This is a genomic window from Bradyrhizobium sp. MI1.11 (assembly GCF_055811255.1).
Genome location: NZ_JBVVPM010000006.1, coordinates 75,363 through 94,608 on the forward strand (window position 1 = coordinate 75,363; position 19,246 = coordinate 94,608).

Sequence of the window (19,246 nt, forward strand, 5' to 3'; positions counted from 1 at the left end):
TTAATACTACCCGGGTAACCGGGCCGGTTAATTTTTTGTAATTTCCGGCCGGGCCCCCCCCCCCCCGCGGGCGCCCCCCCGCCCCCCCCCCCGCGGGGGGGGGGGGGGGGCGCAATGTGCCGCGTTACGCGGCGAGTCGGAAGGTGCGAACCGTCCGGTCGATCTGCCGATCAGGTCCGGAAGAAAACGAACCAGATGACCGCGAGGATCAGGATCGCGAGCCCGGTGGATATGGCGAGCAGCGCCGCCACCGACGGCCCGGGCTCGCCCTGGCGCGCCTCGGTCGGAGTTTCCACGATCTGACGTTGGTCTCGCGTGGTTGCCATGGTGACCTCAATTTCTGGCCGTCGCGTCGGATGGCTGCGACTCCTCGCGGCGGAATGTCCCGTGGCAACGCATGATCGGATATGATGTTCCGGCCTTTGCAGCCGGATCAGGCTGCAACCGCGCGCCGGGCGGCCGGTTAACGCAGATGCAAGATTCAGCGATCCGCCTTGCTATGATTCGGTGTTCCCCGATGGTATCTTCGTCTTCTGTCCCCGTTGCGTTTGGAGTAGCCCATGGCCCCCCGCGCCAATTGGAAGGGTTTTCTGCGTTTGTCGCTCGTGACCTGCCCGGTCGCTCTCTATCCGGCCACTTCGGATACCGAGAAGGTCTCGTTCAACCAGATCAACCGCAAGACCGGCCACCGGATCAAGTACCTCAAAGTCGACGCCGAGACCGGTGACGAGGTGACTTCGGAGGACATCGTCAAGGGCTACAAGGTCGACACCGACACCTATATCGAGGTCACCAAGGACGAGCTCGACGACATCGCGCTGGACTCCACCCACACGATCGAGATCGACGAGTTCGTACCGAAGACCGACATCGACAGCCGCTATCTGATCCGTCCCTATTATCTCGTGCCCGATGGCAAGGTCGGTCACGACGCCTTTGCGGTGATCCGCGAGACGATCCGGAGCATGGACAAGGTCGCGATCGGCCGCGTGGTGCTGACCAACCGCGAGCACATCATCGCGCTGGAGCCGCTCGGGAGCGGCCTGATGGGGACGCTGCTGCGCTACCCCTACGAGGTGCGCGGCGAGAACGACTATTTCGACGACATCCAGGACGTTAAGCTGACCAAAGACATGCTCGACCTTGCAAAGCACATCGTCGAGAAGAAGTCCGGCGCGTTCGAGCCCGAGCTGTTCGAGGACCACTACGAGACCGCGCTGATCGACCTCATCAACAAGAAGCGCAGCGGCGCGCCCATCGCAGCAAAGACCGCGCCCAAGACCGGTGGCAACGTCATCAACCTCATGGACGCGCTGAAGAAGAGCATCGCGAACGAGAAGGACGCAGGCCCCGCGGCGAAAGTGGCCAAGGATGTGACCAAGGACGCCCTCAAGGGCAAGAAGCCGAAAAAGCGCGTCGAAGGCCAGCGCGAGATGCTGCTGCCAATCGCCGGCAAGGGCGGCAAGGACGCTGCTGCGAAAGCCGCTCCCAAAAAAGGCGACAAGCCGGTGCGCGCGCCGGCTCGGGCGAAGAAGGCCGGCTAGCAGCATCGCACAGCGACGACGCCGTGATGCCTCCCCTCGTCGATCGGCCGACCTGACATGCCCTGGTCGACCGCATTCGACGATCCCATTTCGTTACGTGGCGGGCGCAAGCTGCGGACGCTGCAAGAAGCTGCCGATCACATCATGCGACTGCCCGAGGACACGCAGCATGCGAGCCACTGGCAGACCGCGATCGAAACCCTGATCAACGCGGCCGAGACCGGCGGCGGCTGGATGATGTTCGCCCGCATCGCGGTATTGCGGGCGATGAATGCGGACGGTCGGCGCGACTGAGCCGGCGCCCCGCTCAAGAACAGGCTCAACAATCCGTTAAGCCAAGCCCGCGCTTTCAGCGTCTGCCCGCGGTCGCGGGGACGACACGTAATCCTACGGAAGGCAAAATTAACCGACGCTTCCCGCTCCGCGCAGCATTGTTGCGCCTCGATTGAACCCGGGATTTGCAGGCTCGTGCAGCAGCAGGACGCCAGAAAGAACTACATCGGCATCGTCAACGACGCGGCCGAGGAAGAAAGCCTCGCCGGCAGCTCCGCGCGGGCGCAGCCATGCGCGGTGAGCTATCTGGTCGGACGCCTGGCAACGGTGCTGAAACGCCCCGGCAAGGCCGCGCCGGAACGCCAGATCTCGTCCTGAGACGGGATGACGATATCGCCAAATGCGTCCGAATTGGGTGACGAAACCTTAAGTCGATCGGTGACACCATACCAAACGGCAGGTGAGGACCATCCACCTGGGTTTTGACGCGCCCGCGAAAAATTGCTGAATCAATTTACCATTCCGAAAACGGCACCAGCCTAGGTTGGACGGATGAACAGGAGTTGACGATGACTTTGCTCAAGTCATTTCTTGCCGATGAAAATGGTGCCACTGCCATCGAGTATTGTCTGATCGCCACCGGCATCGCGTTTGCGATCATCGCGGCCGTGAACAACACCGGCAGCGCACTCCTGAGCGGCAAATTCAACTCGGTCGGCGCGGCGGTCAAGTAGCCGGCATTGCCGGCGCGCCGCAATCTCATCAGCACAAGTCCGCGTGCAGCGCGTCGGATGACGGGCTCCTCCTTCCGATGCGGCGACGACCCAGCTTGATTTTCGCGAATTCGCAATATGGCGTTGTGTCGGGCGGTTGCGCCATCGTAGAGCGTAAGCTCAAACTGCAGCGGCCCGATGACATGATTTCTTCTGACAAGCCGACCTCGACAATCCGGGCTGGTCTTGGCTCGGACCGATCGGTGGCGATCACCGTTCTTGCTGTCCTGGCGGCTGTGTCGTTTCTTCCGGTGCTGCTGACCCCTATCCCCGCGATGGTCGACTATCCCAATCACCTCGCCCGGATGTATATTCTGAGCCAGAACGGCACCCCCAACGCCAATCCGCATTACGAAGTGGCTTGGGCATTCTATCCCAACCTTGGCATGGATCTGCTGGTCCCGCAGATAGCGCGGCTGATCAGCGTCGAGAACGCCACGCGGCTGTTTCTGCTCCTGAGTCAATTGCTGATCGTTGGGGGCGCGCTCTTGCTCGAATGGGCGCGGAAGGGACGGGTCCATCTCGCCGGCTTTGCGGCGCTCGCGTTCCTTTACTGCCTACCGTTCAGCTGGGGCTTCGTGAATTTCGAGTTCGGACTGGGCCTCGCTCTCTGCGGCATCGCCGTCTATCTGATGCTCGCGGAACGCCCATGGCCATTGCGTTTCGTCGTCAACATGGTCTTCGTCGCTGCGCTATTTGCGGCGCATTTCTTCTCCCTCGGCATCTACGGCGCGACGCTCGGCCTTTACGAGCTCTCGCGCATCCGCCATGGGCGAATATCGTACGGTGTCGCCGCCGCGCGGCTCGCCGCGCTGGCCGTACCGGCGCTTGCCCTGTTTGGGATCATGCGCATGACCGCGGGATCGATCGGAAGCGAAGGAACGAACTGGTTCTTCGGATTCAAGCCGATCTGGCCGTTGCGCATCATGAACGGTTACAATTTGACGATCGCGGCTGCGACCGGGCTTGCGCTGATGATCTCGCTGTTTTTCGCCGCAAGACGCGGCGTCCTCAAGCTCGAAGCAGCCGGGATCTGGCTCGCGACCGGCTTCGCGCTGCTCTACGTCGTCATTCCCTCGAAGCTGTTCGGAACTTCGTTCGTCGACCTTCGCGTGATTCCCGCTGCGGCTCTGATCCTGCCGGCCTTCTGCTCTATTACGCTGCCCAGCCGGACATGGAGAATGGCAGCGCTCGCCGCGATCAGTGGCATCATCCTGGTCAATCTCGCCGTCGTGCTCGCGGTGTGGTTGCCTTACCGCACCGACTATGCGGCCATCGTCGAGTCGTTCCACAAGATCGATCGCGGCTCGCGCATCCTGGTCGCCAGCACGGACGACAATGGAGACCCGCCCTTCGCCGACCTCACCTCATATCCGATGTATTATGCGCCTACGCTCGCCGTGCACTATGCCAACGCGTTCGTGCCCAATCTATTTACGGAAGCGGGCAAGCAGCCCGTGCGGCCACGCGAGGACGTGCGCCGCCTTGCCATTCCCTACGGGGGGCCGATGCCGCTGGGCGTGCTGACCGCGATTGCGGCAAGCCGGCCGCCAGCTGGCGTTCCGCCGTTCGTCAGCACCTGGCCCCAGGACTACGACTATCTCTACGTCCTCGGACCGCGGGCCGTAAACCCACTGCCGGATCTGCTGGAAGCGCTGGATACCTCGGAGCGATTTGTTCTCTACAAGATCCGCCGCAAGCCCTAAGTCGCAAGTCCTGGGCCAAAGCCGCGGCTGCTCGGCGTGGTTAATCGGGCATCACCATTCGCACCGCTTTTTGGAAGCCACCCCGGCTCCCCATATCCTTTAACGGTTGTGGCAAGGCGACCTTAACCACCCCCGGCATAGACTTCCGCTCCTGCAACGAGTTGGACTCTCTCGCATGGCGGCCAATTTCCAGTCGATCCGCTACAGCCTCGTCATCCCCGTGTTCAACGAGGAAGCCGTGTTGCCGGTGCTGCTGCGCAGGCTCGACCTGGTCTTGTCCCGGCTCGACGGGCCGGCTGAGGCGATCTTCGTCGACGACGGCAGCAGCGATTCCAGTTCGATCGTGCTACAGGCGCTCGCCACGCGCGACCCGCGCTTTCGCTATATCGGCCTGTCGCGAAATTTCGGGCATCAGATCGCCATCACCGCCGGCATGGACGCCGCGCAAGGTGAAGCAATCATCGTCATGGATGCCGATTTGCAGGATCCGCCTGAAGTGATCGAGCAATTGATCGCAAAATGGCAGGAAGGCAACGACATCGTCCACGCCCGCCGCCTGTCGCGCGACGGCGAAAGCCGATTCAAACGCGCGACCGCGCATCTGTTCTATCGGCTTCTCGGCAGGATGTCCTCGGTCGGCATCCCCGCCGATGTCGGCGACTTCCGCCTGATCGATCGCAAGGTGCTCGACGCGCTTCGGCAGATGCCGGAGCAGGACCGCTTCGTACGCGGCATGATCGCCTGGCTCGGCTTCCGGCAGGCCGAGATCGCCTTCCACCGCCTCGAACGTGCAGCGGGCGAGACCAAATATCCGCTGTTCAAGATGGTGCGGCTCGCGATGAACGCCGCGCTCGGCTTTTCCGATCTGCCCTTGCGGCTCGCAATCTGGTGCGGATTGACGGTCTCGGGTCTGGCACTGCTCTACGGCGGCTGGGTGATCCTGTTGTGGCTCAGCAACGACAGTCACCTCGTCACCGGCTGGTCCTCGACGATGGTCGTCGTGTCCCTGCTGTGTGGAATGAACATGCTGATGACGGGTATCGTGGGGCTCTACGTCGGCCGCATCCATGCCGAGGTGAAACGTCGCCCGCTCTATGTGGTGCAGACACGCGCTGGCTTCGACCGCAACGAGACGGCGGCCGCACCCGCGATCCACGCCGTCAACGAGTGAGCCGGCGCATGACCGAACTCTTTGACGGTTATCACGACAACTACCGTGACGTGGTCCAATCCTCGATCGACTTCTCCGGCTTGCCGCATCACTTCTTCATGCGCGCCAAGGCCGATCTCCTGGGCAATCTGATCGCGCAGCGGCTCGACAAGGAGAGGCCCGACATGCTGGACGTCGGCTGCGGCGTGGGCAGCCTTCATCCCCTGCTGCACGGCATGGTCGGCCGCTTGAGCGGGATCGACGTTTCTTCGGCCAGCCTGGCGCAGGCACGCGCTGACAACGGCAAGGTCGACTACCGTGAGTTTGACGGCCGCACCTTTCCTTTCGACGATGCCAGCTTCGATCTGGTCACCGCCGTCTGCGTGATGCACCACGTCGTGCCGGCCGAATGGGCGCAATTCATCGCCGAGATGCGGCGCGTGACGCGACCCGGGGGACTCGTCTGCGTCATCGAGCACAATCCATACAACCCGCTGACCCGCCTTGCCGTCGCGCGTTGTGAGTTCGACCGGGACGCCGTCCTGCTCGGGGCGGGTAAAACCCGAAAATTGATGGCTGCCGGCGGCTTGCGCGAGATCGGTGCGCGCCATTTCCTGCTGCTGCCCTGGGACACCAAGCCGGCACGGCGCCTCGAAGCGACCCTGAGCGGCGTGCCGCTCGGCGGCCAATACGTCGCCTTCGGGACCGCTTGATCTATTTTTGCGGCATATCTCGCCGCTTGTGCACGACCGCCACGTCGTCGCTGTAGACGCGCTGCCATTGGGGCAGCCGGTCCAGCATCGCTATCGCCGGCGTTCCCGGCGCGAGCAGCGTTGCGCCGATGTTGTATTCGTCGAGCAACTTGAGAAAGTCGCCGAGATCGACCAGCGCCAGGGCACGATTGTAGCGGTTGATGAACGCTCCCCCGTACAGTTCACCGCGACCGTCGATAAAGGTGGGAATGCCGGCAAAGATCAAATAGCCGCCAAAGGAATAATCGTTGAGCACGTGCCCCGCCGTGGCGAGCTTGGCTTCAGCGATGGCAGCCTGAGGGGTAATGGCCGGAGCCGGTCGTATGTCACGCGCCAGCGTCGCCCCGCTCACCACGATCAACACACCCAGCGTGGCCAGGTTCAGGCCGCGTGACGAGCCGGGAGCATCTTCTCCCACCGGTCCGCCGAACGTCCGCCCCAGCGGAGCCGCCAGATAGAGCGGCGCCAGCATGGCCAGCAGATCCGCATTGCGGATCTGGGCCAGCGCGAAATGCAGCAAGCCGATCACGACCAACGCACGCACGACCGGCAGCGTCACGCCACGCGAGAGCGCGAAGATGCCGGCCAGCAGCAGTAATTCGAAGAAGCCTATGTGGCTGAAATCCTGCGGCCGCCATTCCGCGATCCAACCGAGCGCGGGGCCGAGGCCGAGCGTCGTCAGCGGCATCAGCAGCGGTTCCGGCCCGTAGGGCGTCAGGCAGGACGCCGCGACCGCGAGCGCGGTGAACGGCAGCCACTGCAGGAACACGCGTGGCCATTCGCTACGCTTCTCGCGCAGCAGCGCCTCGAGCCCCGCAGGGCCGATCAGTCCAAGCGCCAGCACCACACTGCCGTGCAGATTGGCCCACACGACCAGTAGAGGAAGGGCCCAATACGGCGGAGGCCCACCACGATCCATGCAGCGCACCAGGGCAGCCGCCCAGGTCACCATCAGCGGCAGCACCAGCACGTGTGGCCGCGCCAGCATATGCGGCGCCAACAGGATGACGGCCGCGATCACCATGAGCAGCGTCTGGGTCGGCGAAAGCTCGCGCAGCAGGAAGAACGTCAACAAACCAAAGGCGAGCGCTATCGCCGCGGCAGCGACGACGAGGACGCCCTGCCAGCCGGCAAGCGCGTAGGCACCGGCGTAGATGATCTCCGAGAGCCATTCGAAGGTGATCCAGGGCGCGCCGTGCCTCGAAAAGGAAAATGGGTCAGTCGCCGGCAGCATGCCGTGCGCGATGATCCAGCGCCCGACTTCGATGTGCGAATAGCTGTCGGGATCATTGAGCAGCCGCGGTCCAAGAATCAGCAACAGGGCATATACCCCAAGGCTCACCAGCCAGGGAAGCGCAGCACGCGCCGAAAACGGTTGAACCTCGCTGTGGACGACCTGGTCACTCATGGCGAGCGCAAGTTAGGGCGCAAGCGTTAAATTCCTCTTTGACTTCACCGCGCCTGGCTTGGTGCGGCGGGCCGGTCACGCTTTGTGAACTATACTCCCGGCTGCGAAACCCAGGCTGCGGCGCTTTGACGACCATGTGGGTCCTGATACGCTTCACACTGTCAATCCACCAACCACAGCTGCTTGAAGGATGCGGATGAGAAGCGTGATGCTCCTGGCTTTCAGCCTCATCGTTGTCGGCGTCTGGTCGCAGGACAGCGCAAGAGGACAGACTTCGGCCGCCCCGCCGGTTTCGCTTTCTCCGCCCAATGCATCGCCGCCGCATGCGGGCGCCAAAAATTCCAGACCTCCGCCGGCAGCATCCATCAGAGAAGCTTCGCCGCCGGTGATCGGCGGGCTTCCATCGGCGCCGAACCCGGCCGCCGACTACGATGGCTTCAGCGTAGGCCCCGGCGAGGGCAATGACACCTCGAGCCAAGTGGTGCCGCCTGTGAGGTCACGCACGGCGAAGGGCTCCAGGGCCGATCCGGGTGCTAAAGGCGCCGCTGAGCAATTGATCGATCAAGAAGACGAGGCGTTGAAACGCAAGCTGAGGATCTGCCAAAGCTGCAAGTAGCGGTCGTAGCGGATGGAGCGCGGCGAATTCGTCATTGGTATGTCCGGGTAGCACGGCCCCGGATTGCGCTGCGCTCCATCCGGGCTACGGCAGCTCGCTGCATAGCTGACCTACCGCGACTCTCATCGCCCGCGCTTTACCCTTTCCCCGATTCCTGATCCTCTCTTCCCTAATCGGCCGGACCAACCGGCCTGCCCAGGGAGAGAAACGCCATGAAGCTCGGCACCGCGATTGCGGAAATCATGAAGCGCGAGGGGATCGAGATCCTCTGCGGTTATCCGGTCAATCATCTGATCGAGCATGCGGCCAAGGCCGATATCCGGCCCGTGATGGTGCGGCAGGAGCGCGTCGGCATCCACATGGCGGATGCGATCTCGCGGGTGACATCGGGACGCTCGATCGGCGCGTTCTGCATGCAGCACGGGCCCGGTGCGGAGAACGCGATGGGCGGTGTCGCGCAATGCTACGGCGAATCCGTTCCCGTGCTGGTGCTGCCGATGGGCTATCAGCGCAGGCTTGCGCATATCGAGCCGAACTTCAATTCCAGCGAGGCGATGAAGGCGTTTTCGAAATCGTCCGAACCGATCATCCTCGCCGCGGAAGTCGCCAACATCTTTCGCCGCGCCTTCACCAAGCTGAAGAACGGCCGCGGCGGGCCTGTCATCGTCGAGATCCCCGCCGACATGTGGAACGAAGAGGTGCCTGAGCCGCTGAACTACACGCCTGTGCTGCGCACCCGCTACGGCGCTGACCCCGTTCATGTGAAGGAGGCGGCCGACCTGCTCGTCAACGCCAAGCGCGCGGTGATCTATGCCGGCCAGGGCGTGCATTACGCGCAGGCGTGGCCGCAATTGAAACGGCTGGCCGAACGGCTCGCCATTCCCGTCACCACCAGCCTTGGGGGCAAATCGTCCTTTCCGGAAACGCATCCGCTCTCGCTCGGCTCCGGCGGGCTCGCCGTGCCGCGCGCGGTGCCGAAGTTCCTGGCCGAGGCCGACGTCATTTTCGGCATCGGCTGCTCTTTCACTGAAACAGGCTTCGGCATCGCGATGCCCAAAGACAAAACCATCATCCACTCGACGCTCGATCCGAACCATCTCAACAAGGACGTGGAAGCCAGGATCGGCCTCGTCGGCGATGCCGGGCTCGTGCTCGACGCGCTGCTGGAGGAGATCGGCAAGACCGTCAGCGCGGATCGGGACGCCTCGGCGGTCGCGGCCGAGATCGCGGCCTCGCACAAGGAGTGGCTGGCGAAATGGATGCCGAAGCTCACCAGCAATGATGCGCCTTTGAGCCCCTATCGCGTGCTATGGGACCTGCAGCACACCGTCGACATCGGCAACACCATCATCACCCACGATGCCGGCAGCCCGCGCGACCAGCTCTCGCCGTTCTGGAAGTCGGTCGAGCCCCTCACCTATCTCGGCTGGGGCAAGACGACGCAGCTCGGCTACGGCCTTGGGTTGGCAATGGGCGCCAAGCTCGCAAGGCCAGACAAGCTCTGCATCAATGTCTGGGGCGATGCCGCGATCGGCTTCACCGGCATGGATTTCGAGACCGCGGTGCGCGAGCGCATTCCGATCATGTCGATCCTGCTGAACAATTTTTCGATGGCGATCGAATTGAAGGTGATGCCGGTTTCGACCGAGAAATACCGGTCGACCGACATTTCCGGCGACTACGCCGCGATGGCGCGCGCCTTCGGCGGCTATGGCGAGCGGGTGACGAGACCTGAGGACATCATCCCCGCGATCAGGCGCGGCATCCAGAAGACGCAGGAAGGCATTCCCGTGCTGCTGGAGTTCATCACCAGCAAGGAGACCGAGGTGTCGCGGCCGGGCACGTGAAGCGGACCGGATTCTGGCAGCAAACTCGCTGTCGCGGACGCTGGCTCCGGCCGCAGGAGATGTGATAATCCGCCCTGGTGCCGCGCTTGTCCGGCATCAAGCCGGATTGCGAATGACCGCCCCTTCCAACGACATCGCGGAACTTGAGCGCCTGTTACAGGCGGCCACAGCCGAGAACGCGCAGCTTCGCAGTGAGCTCGCGATTGCGCGCGATCGTCAAAGCGCCAGCGCCGGGATTCTGCGCACCATCGCGGCCTCTCCGTCCGATGCCCGGCCGGTCTTCGAGGCGATCGCGTCCAGCTCCCGGCGTTTGCTCGGCGGCTTCTCCGCCACCGTGCTTCAGTTCATCGATGACGAGCTCCACCTCGTGGCGTTCACACCAACGAGCACCGAGGCGGACGAAGGGCTGAAGGCGTCGTTCCCGCGCAAGATTGCCGACTTTCCGACCTTCGCGCTGGTGCGCGGCGGCGAGACGATCCAGTTTCCCGATAGCGAAGCCGCGGAGGTCCCGGAGCTGAACCGGAACCTTGCGCGGCTGCGCGGCTTTCGCAGCGTGCTGTTCATGCCGCTGATGAATCGGGGGACGCCAGTCGGCATGATCAGCGTAACTCGTGCCGAGCCCGGCGCGTTCGCAGCCGACCTCGTGCAGCTGCTCCAGACCTTTGCCGACCAGGCGGTGATTGCGATCGAGAACGCGCGGCTGTTCAACGAGACGCGCGAGACGCTGGAACGCCAGACCGCCACCGCCGACATTCTGAAGGTGATGGCCGCTTCACCCTCCGACGTACAGCCGGTGTTCGACGCCATTGCCGCCAACGCCAACCGGCTGATCGGCGGCTTCTCCACGGCAGTCCTGCGCTACATCGACGGCGCCGCGCATCTTGCGGCGTTCACGCCGACCGATCCGGCCGGCGATCGCGTGCTGCAGTCCTCGTTCCCGGTGCCATTCGCGCAGTTCCCGCCCTACCGGCTCGTGGCCAGTGGTGTGGCGGCGCAATTGCCCGACACCGAGGTCGAACCGGCGGCGCGGGACATCGCGCGCGCCCGCGGCTACCGCAGCATGTTATTCGCGCCTTTAATGAGCGACGGCCAGGCCATCGGCGTCATCATCGCCACGCGGCGCGCGACCGGCGCGTTCGGCGAGCATCATGTGCGGCTGTTGCAGACCTTCGCAGACCAGGCGGTGATCGCGATCAAGAATGTCAGCCTGTTCAACACCACGAGGGAAGCGCTGGAACGGCAGACCGCGACCGCCGACATCCTCAAGGTGATTGCGGCCTCGCCCGCGGATGTGACACCCGTGTTCCAGGCGATCTCCGACAGCGCCAAGTCCCTGGTCGGCGGACATTCCTCCACCGTCACGCGCGTCATCGACGGCCTGCTCCACCTCGCCGCCTTCAGTACCGACAACGAAGCCGGCAACGAAGAGCTGCTCAGCTCGTTCCCGGCGCCGCTATCGGCGTCCGGCATTCACAGCCGAGTGGCAAGAAGCGGAGAGTTCGCATTCCGCAGCGACATGCAGAACGAGCCCGACCTTACGGACGCCATGAGAGAGCTGGCGCGGACGCGAGGTTATCGCAGCATCCTCGTGATCCCGATGCTGCGCGACGGCGTCGCGATCGGCACCATCGGCGTGACGCGGCCGGAGCCCGGTCCCTTCCCGGACAAGGCGATCGCCCTGCTCAAGACCTTTGCCGACCAGGCCGTGATCGCCATCGAGAACACGCGCCTGTTCAACGAGGTGCAGGATCGCACCCGGGACCTCGCCAAATCGCTCGACGATTTGCGCGCTGCCCAGGACCGGCTGGTCCAGACCGAGAAGCTGGCATCGCTCGGCCAGCTCACCGCCGGCATTGCGCACGAGATCAAGAACCCGCTCAACTTCGTCAACAATTTTGCATCGCTCTCCGCCGAGCTGACCGACGAGCTGAACGAGACGCTGGCGCCGCTCCCGCTCGCGGACGACGTCCGCAGCGAGGTCGACGAGCTGACCGGACTGTTGAAGGACAATCTCGCGAAGATCGTGCAGCATGGCAGGCGCGCCGACTCCATCGTCAAGAACATGCTGCTGCATTCCCGCGAGGGCGGCGGCGAGCATCGGCTGAGCGACATCAACGCGCTGGTCGAGGAGAGCCTCAACCTTGCCTATCACGGCGCCCGCGCCGAGAAGCCGCAGTTCGACGTGACGCTGAAGCGCGAACTCGATCCGGCGGCCGGGCAAGCGGAAGTGTTTCCGCAGGAGATCACCCGGGTACTGCTGAACCTGATCTCGAACGGCTTCCACGCGGTGGCCAAGCGCAAGTCGGATGACGGCGCCGCCGATTACGAGCCGGTGGTGATCGCCGCAACGCGCGACCGCGGCGACAGCATCGAGATCCGCATCCGCGACAACGGCACCGGCATTCCGCACGAGGTGAAGGAAAAGATGTTCGATCCGTTCTTCACCACCAAGCCGGCCGGCGAAGGCACCGGCCTCGGATTGTCGATGAGCCACGATATCGTGGTGAAGCAGCACGGCGGCACCATCGACGTCGCGACGGAGCCGGGCAAGTTCACGGAATTCACGATCCGGCTGCCGCGACAGAGCAGCTTTTCAGACAAGAACAAGAGATAGACTGGCCCGGAGGATGCCGTGACGAATCTGGCTTGGCTCGTTCGACGGCAATTGCTCTCGCTGTCCGGTGTCGGCCTCATGCTGGGCGCTCTGTTCTTTGCTGCCGCGCTGACGCCGACGCTGATTCCGCGGAGCTATCTCACGCAAGGCGCGCTTGCCGGCGGCTGTTTCGCGATCGGCTATTTCGCCGGCGTGCTGTGGCGCCAGCTGTGGCATTATCTCGAATTGCCCGAACCTTCGCCGCGGGCAAGATCGATTGCGAATGCGCTGGTCACGGCCGGTTGCCTGCTGGTCGTCGTTATCTTCCTGCGGCGAACCGCCGAATGGCAGAATTCGATCCGCACCGTGATGAAGATGACCCCGGTCGAGACCGCGCATCCGCTCAAGGTCTGCGTCATCACCCTGATCACGTTCGCCGTGCTGCTGGTGCTGGGGCGGCTGTTCGTGTTTGTCGCCCGCTTCCTCGCCGTGCGCATAAAGCACGCCATTCCGCGGAAGGTCGCCAACGTGCTCGGCGTGCTGATCGCAGGCCTGCTGTTCTGGTCGATCGCCAGCAACGTCCTGGTCCGGACCGCGTTCAATGCGCTCGACTCCTCCTTCCGCGAACTCGACGCCCTGCAAGAGCCAGAGCGGCCGCAACCGGCCGCCCACGATCGAACCGGAAGTTCTGCCTCGCTGGTGAAGTGGCAGGAACTCGGGCGCATGGGGCGCCGGTTCATTGCCTCAGGCCCGACCGCGACGGAGATCAGGGCCGTTACGGGACAGCCCGCGCAGAATCCCGTGCGCGTCTATGTGGGCCTCGGCAGCCGCGACACGGCGCAGGCGCGCGCCAGGCTTGCGCTCGACGAGCTCAAGCGCCAGTACGGCTTTGAACGCAAGGTCCTGATCGTCGTCACACCGACCGGGACCGGCTGGGTCGATCCATCCGCGATGGATACGGTGGAATATCTCCATCATGGCGATGTCGCGAGCGTCGCGATGCAATATTCCTATCTCAATAGCCCGCTGTCGCTGCTGTTTCAGCCCGAATACGGAGTGGAGGCCTCGCGTGCGCTGTTCACCGAAATCTACGGCTACTGGACGAGCTTGCCCAAGGACAAGCGGCCAAAGCTGTATCTGCACGGGCTCAGCCTCGGTGCCATGAACTCGGAAAAATCCGCAGAATTGTTCGAGACAATCGGCGACCCCATCGCCGGCGCGCTATGGAGCGGAGCGCCATTCGAGAGCCGCATCTGGCGCTCGATTACCGATAACCGCAATCCAGGATCACCGGCCTGGCTGCCGGAATTCCGCGACGGCCGCTTCGTGCGCTTCATGAACCAGAACGGGCCGACGGTGGCGCCGGATACTCCCTGGGGCCCGATGCGCGTGGTCTATTTGCAATACGCCAGTGACGCGATCACATTCTTCGCCTACCGCGATGCCTATCAGGCGCCGGCCTGGATGAATGCGCCGCGCGGGCCTGACGTATCACCGGAGCTGCGATGGTATCCTATCGTGACGATGCTGCAGCTCGCCCTCGACATGGCGGTCGCAACCAACACGCCGATGGGTTTCGGCCATGTCTACGCACCCGAACACTACGTCGATGGCTGGGTCGCGGTCACAGCTGTCGGCGATTGGTCTGCCGAAGCGCTCGCACGGCTCAAGCAGCAGCTCGCAGCGAAAGCGCGGAAGACGGGCAATGGCGACGACGATCCCGATCGCGGTGGCTAACCCCTACTCCGCCATCTCCACCTGCTGCGTGACGGACGGACCGGCCAGCGGCCGCTCCTCCATCATGATCAGGCAGAGCGCGGCGCCGGCCATCAGCGCCGTCGCGGCGCCGAAGACGTAGCGGAACGCATGCCGCATGTCGTCGGCGGGAATCGCATTGACAGCGCCGTGATGTTCGCCGGCGAGCGGAACGTCGGCACCGAGCGCGATGAGCAGGATGGCCGCGAACGCCGCGACCGTGAACGAGGACATCAGCGAGCGGAAGAAGTTCAACGCGCCCGTGATGGTGCCGATCTGCGGGCGGGCGACCGAATTCTGCACCGAGACCACGCAGACCGGAAAGGTGGTGCCGAGGCCAAGCGCAAACGCAGCCATCAGCGTCAGCAGTGCCCAGAGCGGCAACGTCGTCAACGTGAGGCCGAGGCCGCACAGCGCAGCCCAGGACGTTCCGACGATGGCGACCCGCTTGTAGTGCTTGGCCCGCGCCATGGTGCGACCGGCGATGGCCGCGCCGCAGGTCGAGACCGCCGCGAGCGGAATCAGCGCGAGGCCCGCTTCGCTGGCGCTGAGGTGATAGACCGCCTCGTAATAGAGCGGCAGCTGCACTGTGAGGCCCGTGATCGCACCGAGCGCGCAACCGCCGGCCGTCAGCCCGAACGGCACAACCGATCCTCCGAGCAGCGGCAGCGGCAGGAACGGCTCGTCCGCGCGGCGTGCGTGCCACACGAAGGTGACCGCGAGCGCGACGGCGCCGCCCACCATCGCAAGCACGGTTGGCGAGAGCCACGGGAAGCGCGTGCCGCCCCAGGTCAGCACCAGCATGAAGACCACGGCGGAGGCCATCAGCAGCACGCCGCCGAGCCAGTCGACCTTGCGCTTGCGGTGGAACACCGGAATCTTCTTCATCCTGGGCAGCAGCAGCGCGATCGCCGCGGCCGCGAGCGGCACATTGATCCAGAAGATCATCGACCAGTGCAGATGCTCGGCGAACACGCCGCCGATGACCGGGCCGAGAATGCCGCCGACCATCCAGACGCTGGAGAAATAGGCTTGATATTGGCCGCGCTCGCGTGGGCTCACGACGTCGGAGATCACGGTCTGCACGACAGGCATGATGCCGCCGCCACCGAGCCCCTGGAGACCGCGTGCAAGAATCAGCATCGGCAGGTTCGGCGCGATCGCACACAGCACCGAGCCCGCGACGAACAGGCTGAGCGAGATGATGATCATCACGCGGCGTCCGTAGATGTCGCTGAGCGTGCCGAATACCGGCGCGACTGCGGTCGAGGCGAGCAGATAGGCGGTGATGACCCAGGAGAGATTGGAGACGTCGTGGAACTGGCGCCCAATGGTCGGCAGCGCGGTTGCGACGATGGTCTGGTCGAGGGCTGCCAGAAACATCGTCAGCATCAGGCTGATGACGATGGTGCGGACCTCGTCCTGCGACAGCGGCGCCGGCGGCGCGAGCGAGGGAGCGTCGTCGACGCTCAAGACCTCGCTCGAAAGGCGGGACAATTCCTCGGCGATATCGTCGGGCAATGTCTGGGTGTCGGCAGAACTGCTCTGCCGCTCGAACTTGTTCATCTCGATCGGAAGCCATGAGGCGGCCCAACGCCGCGAAGGATTCGTTCTATGCAGCCAATGTAGACAGCAAAGTTCTTCTCGGGCAGGCACCGCGGTGCATGGGAGCATCCCACCCCACGGCCATCCCGAAGACGTGATCTATCTGGTGCGACGGATCAGTCCTTCGGACGTCGCTTCAGGCGGGCCCGTTTCGGCAGCTGCGCCGGCCATTGCACGATGTGGTTCTCGAGCTCATCGTCCGGGATCTCCACCTCGCTGCCTTCGACCCGACCGCGTACGGAGACGCCGGCCTCATGCACGGTATTGGGATCGCCTGACACCAGCGGATGCCACCAATAGAGGTCGCGCCCTTCCGCCACGAGCTTGTAGCCGCAGCTCGGCGGCAGCCAGTTCAGGGTGCGGACATTGGCCGGGGTCAGGCGGACGCAGTCCGGAACCTTGTCGGAACGATTCGCATAGTCCTTGCAGCCGCAGGTCACTCCATCGAGCAGCTTGCAGCCGACATGGGTGAAATAGATGTCGCCGGTGCCATCTTCCTCGAGCTTGTTCAGGCAGCAGCGGCCGCAGCCGTCGCACAGGCTCTCCCATTCGGGCCCCGACATCTCTTCCAACGTCTTGGTTTTCCAGAAGAATCCTTCCTGGCCTGAAGGTCGTTTGGGAGCTGCGGTCATGCGCCTCAACAAAAGTTCGAAAGAGCTACGGTTGGTGCCATCTAGGGCGTGCGGCCGTGGGGCCGCAAGCGACGCCCGCGTGAGGCCCGTAATGAACCGGGGTCAATTAGGCCTGTTGTTCAAAATCGCAAGCGTGACCATTGGTTTATAGGCCCTGCTCGGCTAGAAGGAACAGCAAGTCCCCACCGTCGCTGGCCGGGCGCCTTGGGTTTGCCGCAACACTCCCGCAAGACGTCTCGATGCCGCCCCGGCGGGGTGCTTGAACGCTTTCGAACCAAGCCGCAAGGGTTCTAGGTGCGCCAGATCATACCACCGCATTGGAAGGCCTGGATCCGGAATTTCTTCCTGGATCTCGATGCGCGCATCGACTCCTCGCTGTTCTCCTCGGCCAAGGGCATCCGCGAGCTCTACGAGCGCTACTCGACCTTCATGGACCGCTTCTATGTCGGGCGGTGGAAGCGATGGGTGTTCATCGAGCCGCTGTCGGAGGCTGCGACCCTCGGCCTCGGGGGCCTGGTGGTGATGCTGACCCTCGCCATCCCCGCCTTCCGCGAGACCGCGGACGAGGACTGGCTGAAGAAGTCCGACCTCGCGGTGACCTTCCTCGACCGCTACGGCAACCCGATCGGCAGCCGCGGCATCAAGCACAACGACTCGATCCCGCTGGAAGATTTTCCGGATGTGCTGATCAAGGCGACGCTCGCGACCGAGGACCGCCGCTTCTACGAGCATTTCGGCATCGACATCGCCGGCACCGCGCGCGCGCTCGTCACCAACGCCCAGGCCGGCGGCGTCCGCCAGGGCGGCTCCTCGATCACCCAGCAGCTCGCCAAGAACCTGTTCCTGAGCAACGAGCGCACCATCGAGCGCAAGGTCAACGAAGCCTTCCTCGCGGTCTGGCTGGAATGGCGACTGACCAAGAACGAGATCCTCAAGCTGTATCTCGACCGCGCCTATATGGGCGGCGGCACCTTCGGCGTCGACGGCGCCGCGCATTTCTACTTCAACAAGTCGGCACGCGACGTGACGCTCGCCGAGGCCGCGATGCTCGCCGGCCTGTTCAAGGCGCCGACCAAATACGCGCCCCACATCAACCTGCCCGCTGCCCGCGCCCGGGCCAACGTCGTGCTCGACAACCTCGTCGACGCCGGCTTCATGACCGAGGGCCAGGTGTTCGGCGCCCGCCGCAATCCCGCCTTCGCGGTCGACCGCCGCTACGAGGCGTCGCCGAATTATTATCTCGACTACGCCTTCGACGAGATGCGCAAGCTGGTCGACACCTTCCCAAAATCCTACACCGAGCGCGTCTTCGTGGTCCGGCTCGCGATCGACACCAATGTGCAGAAGGCGGCGGAAGACGCGGTCGAGAACCAGCTGCGCCAGTTCGGCCGCGACTATCACGCGACGCAGGCCGCGACCGTCGTCTCCGATCTCGACGGCGGCATCCGCGCCATGGTCGGCGGCCGCGACTACGGTGCCAGCCAGTTCAACCGCGCCACCGACGCCTATCGCCAGCCGGGCTCGTCGTTCAAGCCTTACGTCTACACAACCGCGCTCCTCAACGGCTTCACGCCGAATTCGATCGTGGTCGACGGCCCGGTCTGCATCGGTAATTGGTGCCCGCAGAACTATGGCCATTCCTATTCCGGCGCGGTGACGCTGACGCAGGCGATCACGCGCTCGATCAACGTTGTACCCGTCAAGCTGTCGATCGCGATCGGCCAGAAGGAGCAGCCGAAGGCGCCGAACCCGGCCAAGATCGGCCGCGCCAAGATCGTCGAGGTCGCGCGCCGCTTCGGCCTCAAGGCGCCGCTGCCCGACACGCCGTCGCTGCCGATCGGCTCGGACGAAGTTACCGTGCTCGAGCACGCGGTGGCGTACGCGACTTTCCCCAACCGCGGCAAGGCGGTGACGCCGCATTCCGTGCTGGAAGTGCGCACCGGCGCGGGCGATCCGGTCTGGCGCTGGGACCGCGACGGACCGAAGCCGCGCCAGGCAATTCCCGCCTCCGTGGCCGCCGACATGGCCGGCATGATGAGCCACGTCGTCAGCGAAGGCACCGCGCGCCGCGCAGCCCTCGACGGCATTCCGACCGCGGGCAAGACCGGCACGACCAATGCGTATCGCGACGCCTGGTTCGTCGGCTACACCGGCAATTTCACCTGCGCGGTCTGGTACGGCAATGACGACTATTCGCCGACCAACCGCATGACCGGCGGCTCGCTGCCGGCGCAGACCTGGCACGACATCATGCTCGCGGCGCATCAAGGCGTCGAGGTCCGGGAAATCGCCGGCATAGGCATGGGCCAGAAGCTGCCGCCCGAGCGGATCGCCAACGCGCAGGCCAATGCGGCGCCGAAGGTGCTGGAGACTAAGCCCGGTCCGCCGCCCGTATTGACCAAGCGCGGCGCTGACGTTTTGGTGCGGGTCGAGAAGCTGCTGGATGACGCGGCCCGGACCGCGACCAAATCGGCCGCCACCGACCCCAAGCAAGCCAAACCGGCATCGTCCACGAGCGCGCTCGCCTTCCCGCAGAACTACGCGGAAGAGAATGCGAACGCATCCGCCCCGCGCAAGAACTAATCGAAACAA

General features: G+C 64.3%; 16 protein-coding genes. 11 read left to right on the forward strand and 5 right to left on the reverse strand.

Going from position 1 to position 19,246, the window contains the following annotated elements:
- Positions 1 to 170: 170 nt before the first annotated feature.
- Positions 171 to 326 carry a hypothetical protein gene (locus tag AC0L30_RS08265; protein ID WP_007593402.1) on the reverse strand — a complete coding sequence of 52 codons (156 nt, stop codon included), beginning with the start codon at positions 324 to 326 and terminating at the stop codon, positions 171 to 173.
- A gap of 234 nt (positions 327 to 560) precedes the next feature.
- Between AC0L30_RS08265 and ku the strand changes: the two genes are divergently transcribed.
- The 7 genes from ku (at position 561) to AC0L30_RS08300 (ending at position 6,159) form a co-directional block, all read left to right on the forward strand.
- Positions 561 to 1,544: a non-homologous end joining protein Ku gene (gene ku / locus AC0L30_RS08270; protein ID WP_007593405.1), complete on the forward strand. Its 984-nt coding sequence runs from the start codon at positions 561 to 563 to the stop codon at positions 1,542 to 1,544.
- 57 nt (positions 1,545 to 1,601) lie between these two features.
- On the forward strand, positions 1,602 to 1,838 hold the full coding sequence (locus tag AC0L30_RS08275; RefSeq protein WP_007593407.1) for a hypothetical protein: 237 nt from the start codon (positions 1,602 to 1,604) through the stop codon (positions 1,836 to 1,838).
- A gap of 174 nt (positions 1,839 to 2,012) precedes the next feature.
- Positions 2,013 to 2,195, forward strand: coding sequence for a hypothetical protein (locus AC0L30_RS08280; RefSeq protein ID WP_007593409.1), 183 nt, complete (start codon positions 2,013 to 2,015; stop codon positions 2,193 to 2,195).
- Positions 2,196 to 2,386: 191 nt separating this feature from the next.
- Positions 2,387 to 2,551, forward strand: a complete 165-nt coding sequence (locus tag AC0L30_RS08285) for a Flp family type IVb pilin (RefSeq protein ID WP_007593411.1) — start codon at positions 2,387 to 2,389, stop codon at positions 2,549 to 2,551.
- 182 nt (positions 2,552 to 2,733) lie between these two features.
- On the forward strand, positions 2,734 to 4,296 hold the full coding sequence (locus AC0L30_RS08290) for a hypothetical protein (protein WP_473404116.1): 1,563 nt from the start codon (positions 2,734 to 2,736) through the stop codon (positions 4,294 to 4,296).
- A 175-nt stretch (positions 4,297 to 4,471) separates the two neighbouring features.
- Complete coding sequence (locus AC0L30_RS08295; protein ID WP_473404117.1) at positions 4,472 to 5,467, forward strand: glycosyltransferase family 2 protein; 996 nt, start codon at positions 4,472 to 4,474, stop codon at positions 5,465 to 5,467.
- Positions 5,468 to 5,475: 8 nt separating this feature from the next.
- Complete coding sequence (locus AC0L30_RS08300; protein ID WP_007593418.1) at positions 5,476 to 6,159, forward strand: class I SAM-dependent methyltransferase; 684 nt, start codon at positions 5,476 to 5,478, stop codon at positions 6,157 to 6,159.
- Position 6,160: 1 nt separating this feature from the next.
- Here the strand turns inward: AC0L30_RS08300 and AC0L30_RS08305 are convergent, their stop codons facing one another.
- Both AC0L30_RS08305 and AC0L30_RS08310 read right to left on the reverse strand, forming a co-directional pair.
- Positions 6,161 to 7,606, reverse strand: coding sequence for a hypothetical protein (locus AC0L30_RS08305; RefSeq protein WP_473404118.1), 1,446 nt, complete (start codon positions 7,604 to 7,606; stop codon positions 6,161 to 6,163).
- Positions 7,607 to 7,759: 153 nt separating this feature from the next.
- Positions 7,760 to 7,972, reverse strand: a complete 213-nt coding sequence (locus AC0L30_RS08310; protein WP_157158568.1) for a hypothetical protein — start codon at positions 7,970 to 7,972, stop codon at positions 7,760 to 7,762.
- Positions 7,973 to 8,413: 441 nt separating this feature from the next.
- Between AC0L30_RS08310 and AC0L30_RS08315 the strand changes: the two genes are divergently transcribed.
- From AC0L30_RS08315 to AC0L30_RS08325, 3 genes are all read left to right on the forward strand, one after another.
- A complete protein-coding gene (locus AC0L30_RS08315; protein ID WP_473404142.1) occupies positions 8,414 to 10,069 on the forward strand; it encodes a thiamine pyrophosphate-requiring protein in 1,656 nt (551 codons plus the stop codon).
- Positions 10,070 to 10,181: 112 nt separating this feature from the next.
- Positions 10,182 to 12,683: a GAF domain-containing sensor histidine kinase gene (locus tag AC0L30_RS08320; protein ID WP_473404119.1), complete on the forward strand. Its 2,502-nt coding sequence runs from the start codon at positions 10,182 to 10,184 to the stop codon at positions 12,681 to 12,683.
- A 78-nt stretch (positions 12,684 to 12,761) separates the two neighbouring features.
- Entirely contained in the window at positions 12,762 to 14,399 is a 1,638-nt protein-coding gene (locus AC0L30_RS08325; protein WP_473404143.1) for an alpha/beta hydrolase, read from the forward strand.
- A gap of 3 nt (positions 14,400 to 14,402) precedes the next feature.
- Here AC0L30_RS08325 and AC0L30_RS08330 read toward each other — a convergent pair whose 3' ends face one another.
- Both AC0L30_RS08330 and AC0L30_RS08335 read right to left on the reverse strand, forming a co-directional pair.
- Positions 14,403 to 15,983: an MDR family MFS transporter gene (locus tag AC0L30_RS08330; RefSeq protein ID WP_354127466.1), complete on the reverse strand. Its 1,581-nt coding sequence runs from the start codon at positions 15,981 to 15,983 to the stop codon at positions 14,403 to 14,405.
- A 155-nt stretch (positions 15,984 to 16,138) separates the two neighbouring features.
- Entirely contained in the window at positions 16,139 to 16,654 is a 516-nt protein-coding gene (locus AC0L30_RS08335; protein WP_007593435.1) for a YcgN family cysteine cluster protein, read from the reverse strand.
- Positions 16,655 to 16,948: 294 nt separating this feature from the next.
- Here AC0L30_RS08335 and AC0L30_RS08340 point away from each other — a divergent pair, with 294 nt between their 5' ends.
- On the forward strand, positions 16,949 to 19,237 hold the full coding sequence (locus AC0L30_RS08340) for a transglycosylase domain-containing protein (RefSeq protein WP_473367391.1): 2,289 nt from the start codon (positions 16,949 to 16,951) through the stop codon (positions 19,235 to 19,237).
- The last annotated feature ends 9 nt before the right edge of the window (positions 19,238 to 19,246 follow it).